Annotated in this window: 6 protein-coding genes; 4 read left to right on the top strand and 2 right to left on the bottom strand. The window is 76.9% G+C overall.

From position 1 onward, the window contains the following. From WCS02_RS17655 to WCS02_RS17640, 4 genes are all read left to right on the top strand, one after another. On the top strand, nt 1–1,091 hold a 1,091-nt coding region (locus WCS02_RS17655), incomplete at its 5' end, for a radical SAM protein (RefSeq protein ID WP_340295576.1). Next, the gene (gene pgsA, locus WCS02_RS17650) at nt 1,091–1,678 is read left to right on the top strand and encodes a CDP-diacylglycerol--glycerol-3-phosphate 3-phosphatidyltransferase (protein WP_340295575.1); all 588 of its coding nucleotides are present in this window, start codon (nt 1,091–1,093) and stop codon (nt 1,676–1,678) included. The genes WCS02_RS17655 and pgsA, both read left to right, overlap by 1 nt. 49 nt (nt 1,679–1,727) lie before the next feature. Beyond that, nucleotides 1,728–2,270 carry a CinA family protein gene (locus WCS02_RS17645; RefSeq protein ID WP_340295574.1) on the top strand — a complete coding sequence of 181 codons (543 nt, stop codon included), beginning with the start codon at nt 1,728–1,730 and terminating at the stop codon, nt 2,268–2,270. A 222-nt stretch (nt 2,271–2,492) separates the two neighbouring features. Next, nucleotides 2,493–2,861 carry a helix-turn-helix domain-containing protein gene (locus tag WCS02_RS17640; RefSeq protein WP_340295572.1) on the top strand — a complete coding sequence of 123 codons (369 nt, stop codon included), beginning with the start codon at nt 2,493–2,495 and terminating at the stop codon, nt 2,859–2,861. A 90-nt stretch (nt 2,862–2,951) separates the two neighbouring features. Here WCS02_RS17640 and WCS02_RS17635 read toward each other — a convergent pair whose 3' ends face one another. Together WCS02_RS17635 and WCS02_RS17630 are read right to left on the bottom strand one after the other, a co-directional pair. Next, complete coding sequence (locus WCS02_RS17635) at nt 2,952–3,824, bottom strand: DNA-formamidopyrimidine glycosylase family protein (RefSeq protein WP_340295570.1); 873 nt, start codon at nt 3,822–3,824, stop codon at nt 2,952–2,954. After that, a partial coding sequence (locus WCS02_RS17630) for an Lhr family helicase (RefSeq protein ID WP_422665432.1) occupies nt 3,824–4,603 on the bottom strand: 780 nt, incomplete at its 5' end. The genes WCS02_RS17635 and WCS02_RS17630, both read right to left, overlap by 1 nt.

Raw genomic sequence — 4,603 nt, 5'->3', positions numbered from 1 at the left:
GGCGCGGTACCGCCGGCGCGCCGTCGCCCGTCGACGAGGCCGACCGGCCGTCGCTCGCCGCCGTGGCGCCCGCCTCGGGCCCGCCCGTCGTGCGTGCCCGCCTCGGCAGCGCGCCGTGGGCCTCGCTCAAGATCGCCTCCGGCTGCGACCGGCGATGCACGTTCTGCGCCATCCCCGCCTTCCGCGGCTCCTTCGTCTCCCGCCGACCCACCGAGGTGCTCGACGAGGCGCGCTGGCTGGCCGAGCGGGGGGTGCGCGAGGTGTTCCTCGTCAGCGAGAACACCACGAGCTACGGCAAGGACCTCGGCGACCTCGACCTGCTCCAGAGCGTCCTGCCCGAGGTCGCGGCGGTCGACGGGATCGAGCGCGTCCGGGTGTCGTACCTGCAGCCGGCCGAGCTGCGCCCCGGCCTGCTCGAGGCCATCGCCACCACCCCCGGCGTCGTCCCGTACTTCGACCTGTCCTTCCAGCACGCCTCGGCGACCCTGCTGCGCCGGATGCGCCGCTTCGGCGGCAGCGCGGACTTCCTCGACCTGCTCGGCCGGGTGCGTGCCCTGGCGCCCGCCGCGGGCGTCCGCTCCAACGTCATCGTCGGCTTCCCCGGCGAGACCGAGGCGGACGTCGAGGAGCTCGTCGGCTTCCTGTCGCAGGCCCGTCTCGACGTGGTGGGCGTGTTCGGGTACTCCGACGAGGACGGCACCGAGGCCGAGACCTACGGCGGCAAGCACGACGCCGAGGAGGTCGCCGCGCGGGTGGAGCACGTGAGCGCCGTCGTCGACGAGCTCGTCGCCCAGCGCGCCGAGGACCGCGTGGGCGAGGCCGTCGACGTCCTCGTCGAAGAGGTCCTCACCGGCGACGCCGCGGCCGAGGTCCTCGACCTGCTCCCCGGACGCACCAGCGGCGAGGTCGTCGTCGTGTCCGGCCGCGCGGCCCACCAGGGTCCCGAGGTCGACGGCACCACGGCCGTCCTCGTGCCCCGATCGGCGGACGTGCCCGACGTCGGCGTCGGCACCTTCGTCCGGGCCGTGGTCGTGGCCAGCGACGGGGCCGACCTCGTCGCGGCCCCTGGCCCCGTGGGCGGGGACGCCTGATGGACGCCGGCTCCTGGCGCCGCAACGCCAACCTGCCCAACTCGGTGACGCTGCTGCGCATCCTCATGGTGCCGCTGTTCGTCCTCCTGCTCCTGGCCGCCGGCCGCGAGGACGACCCGGGCCACTGGTGGGCCGCGCTGGTGTTCCTCGTCGCCGCCGCGACCGACAAGCTCGACGGCTGGCTCGCCCGCCGCAACGGGACCGTGACGACCTTCGGCATCGTCGCCGACCCGATCGCCGACAAGGCGCTCACCGGGTCGGCGTTCGTCACCCTCAGCGTGCTCGACCTGCTGCCGTGGTGGATCACCGTCGTCGTCCTCGTCCGCGAGATCGGGGTCACCGTGCTCCGGGCGGCCGTGATCCGTCACACCGTCGTGCCGGCGTCCAGGGGCGGCAAGCTCAAGACCGTCCTGCAGACCGCGGCGCTCACCGCCGCGGTGGCGCCGCTGCCGGGCCCGCTCGACGTCGTGACCTGGGTGCTCATGGCACTGGCGGTCGGGGTCACCGTCGTCACGGGCGTGCAGTACACCGTGAGCATCCTCCGGGCGGCCCGGGACCACCGCACCGCCGTCCCCGGGCGCGCGTGACCGCAGCAGGGCCGTCGGCCCGCTGCCCGGGACCTGCCGGTCGGCGGGTGTGACCGGCGCGCACGACCCGGTCGCCGGCCCTGGCCACGACCGGGATGCCGACCCGGCTTCTGACCCTGCGGACGTCGCCGACCTCGCCGCCCAGGTGGTGCGGCGGCTCGTCGGCGCAGGGACGACGCTCGGCGTGGCGGAGTCCCTCACGGGCGGGGCGCTGTCCGCGGCCCTGGTCTCCGTCCCGGGGGCGTCCGCGGCGTACCGCGGTGCGGTCGTCGCCTATGCCACCGACCTCAAGGCCGCCGTGCTCGGGGTGCCGCAGGACCTGCTCGACGCCCACGGGGCCGTGCACCCCGACGTCGCCGCGGCCATGGCGGCCGGTGCGGCCCGGGTGACCGGGTCGACGTGGGGTCTGGCGACGACCGGGGTCGCCGGGCCCACCCCGCAGGACGGCAGACCGGTGGGCGCGGTGCACGTGGCCGTGGCCGGCCCGGTCGCCCGGGTCCAGAGCCTCCGCCTGCCCGGCGGCCGCGAGCAGGTGCGCCGGGCGAGCACCGCCGCGGCCCTGCGGCTGCTCCTGTCCTGCCTGCCCGGCTGAGCCCGCGCGGGAAGCAGCCGCCCCCGCCCGGTGTTGGAGACCGTGGGAGCGGTTCGCGACGCCGCCGGGGTCGTCCGGCCGCGGCACGACCACGGGCCGACCCCACCAGGTGCGGGGACGTCGCTCGGGGTACCGTGGAGCGACCAACCGACGGACGGACAGGCCGGAGACGGCAGGTACCGCCCGCGAGTGACCGGCTACCGGTCAGGAAGGGAGGTCGTCATGGTCCTGCTCCGAGAAGAGATCGGTGACGTCCTCCGTGGTGCGCGCCAGCGCCAGGGTCGGACGCTCCGGGACGTCTCCTCCACAGCCCGGGTGTCGCTCGGGTACCTCAGCGAGGTCGAGCGCGGGCAGAAGGAGGCCTCGTCCGAGCTGTTGCTCAGCATCTGCGAGGCCCTCGACGTGCCCATGTCGAGCGTGCTGCGCTCGGTGAGCGACCGGGTGGCGGTGTCGGAGTCCCTCGCCGCCCGCCTGGACGAGACCGCCCCCGCCGCACGCGACCGGGTGCAGCCCCGCGCCGTCGACGGCATCCGCAAGACCGTCATCCGCGCCCCCCAGCGCGCCGACGACGACCTGGCTCCCGTCGCCTGACCGCACCGCCTGCCGAGGTATCGGCCCGTACGTCACCGCCCCCGCCCGTCCCAGGACGCGCGGGGGCGGTCGTGCGTCCGGCCCGCGGGCTCAGGGCCGGTAGCGGGTCCGCCCGACGGTCGGCGGGAAGATCTCGCGCACGGGGACCGGTGCCGGCGCCGGTCCGCGCTGGCAGCGGGGGCACCACCAGGCGATGCGCTCCATCGGGGGCACCCCCGTCGTGGCCGTGAGGACGCCCGTCCCGCAGCGCAGGCAGCGCCGCTGCTCGAACACCCAGTGGTGCCGTCCTCGGCGGGTGTCGCCGGTGGTGGCCTGCAGCACCCGGTCCTTGTTGAGGTCCAGCAGGCGGTGCCCGATGGCCACCACCCGCTCCAGCGTCGTCCCGTGCTCGCGCAGCGCCCCGACCGGGGTGAACGGGGTGACCCCGGCGAGGAAGCACGTCTCGGCGCGGTACAGCGTCCCCAGCCCCGCGACGAGGCGCTGGTCGAGCAGCGCGTCCCCGACCATCCGTGCCGGGTCCGCCCCGAGCCGCCGGACGGCCTCCGCGGGGTCCCACCCGGGGCCCAGGACGTCGGGGCCCAGGTGCCCGACCACGCTGTCCTCGTCGTCGGTGGCCACCAGCTCGACCACCGGGAGCCGGTAGCCGACGACGGTGAGCCCGTCCGTGCGCAGCACCGCCCGGACCTGGTGGTCGGCACCGCCCCGCCAGCGCTCGCCGTCCGGGTACAGGTGCCAGGTCCCGTCCATCCGGAAGTGGGTGTGCAGCGTCAGCCCGTCGCCGGGCCCGCCCTCGAACCGGGTGAGCAGGTGCTTGCCGACGGACCGCACCCCGGCCACGGTGCTGCCGGTGAGGTCGGTCGTGGCCAGCGACGGCACCCGGAAGTCGCACCCGGTGAGCGTCTTCCCGGCCAGCGCCCCGTCGAGCCGTCGTCCGGCGAGCCAGACGGTGTCCCCCTCGGGCATCAGCCGGCCCGCAGGCCGCGCGGGGTCGCCCGGAAGCCGGCCGCCTCGAGCAGGGCGGCGACGGGCGCCGACGCGTCGAGGACGCCCTCGCCGTCGGCGCGGGTCACGGTGACCCGCCCCAGCCGCCCGGCCCGCACGGCGGCGGCGAGCGCCTCGGCACCGGAGGCCAGGAGCGCCTCGTCGTCGGTGTACGTGAGCAGCGTGCGGGCACCCCGCTCGACGTAGAGCACGAGGTTGCCGTCGACGAGCACGACGAGCGCCCCCGCCTTGCGGCCGGCGCGGTGGCCCTCGCGCTCCGGCCACGGCAGGGCGGCGCCGTAGGGGTTGGCGGGGTCGGTGGCGGCCAGCACGAGCCCGGGCGGGCCCTGCGGCACCGGCGGTCCGGCGGCGGTGTCGACGACGCCGGACCGGCCCACGGGGGCGGGCGGCTCGACGGCCCAGGGGTCGGGCTCCTCCGCGGCCTCCTCGGCGCCGCCGGCCCCGGCCCGCAGCCGGTCCACGGCCCCCACGGTGGCGAACTGCGCCGCACCGAGCCCCTCGACGAAGTAGCCGCGACGGATCCGTCCCGCCTCCTCCATGGCAGCCAGCACCCGGTAGACCGCGGCGAACCCGCCGGGCACCTCCTCGGCCACCACGGAGCCGCGGGTGAGCACGCCGTAGCGGTCCAGGAGCACCTCGGCGACGGCCGCGGCGCGCACGGTCGGGTCCTCGCCCGCGGGCGGCACGAGCGACCACCGGCCGGCGGCGACCGGCGGACCGGTCGCGGCGCGGGCCGCCAG

This window comes from Aquipuribacter hungaricus, assembly GCF_037860755.1.
In the GTDB taxonomy this organism is placed as follows: domain Bacteria; phylum Actinomycetota; class Actinomycetes; order Actinomycetales; family JBBAYJ01; genus Aquipuribacter; species Aquipuribacter hungaricus.
The sequence above is the reverse complement of the archived record's forward strand: the minus strand, read 5'-3'. Positions and strand labels throughout refer to the sequence as shown.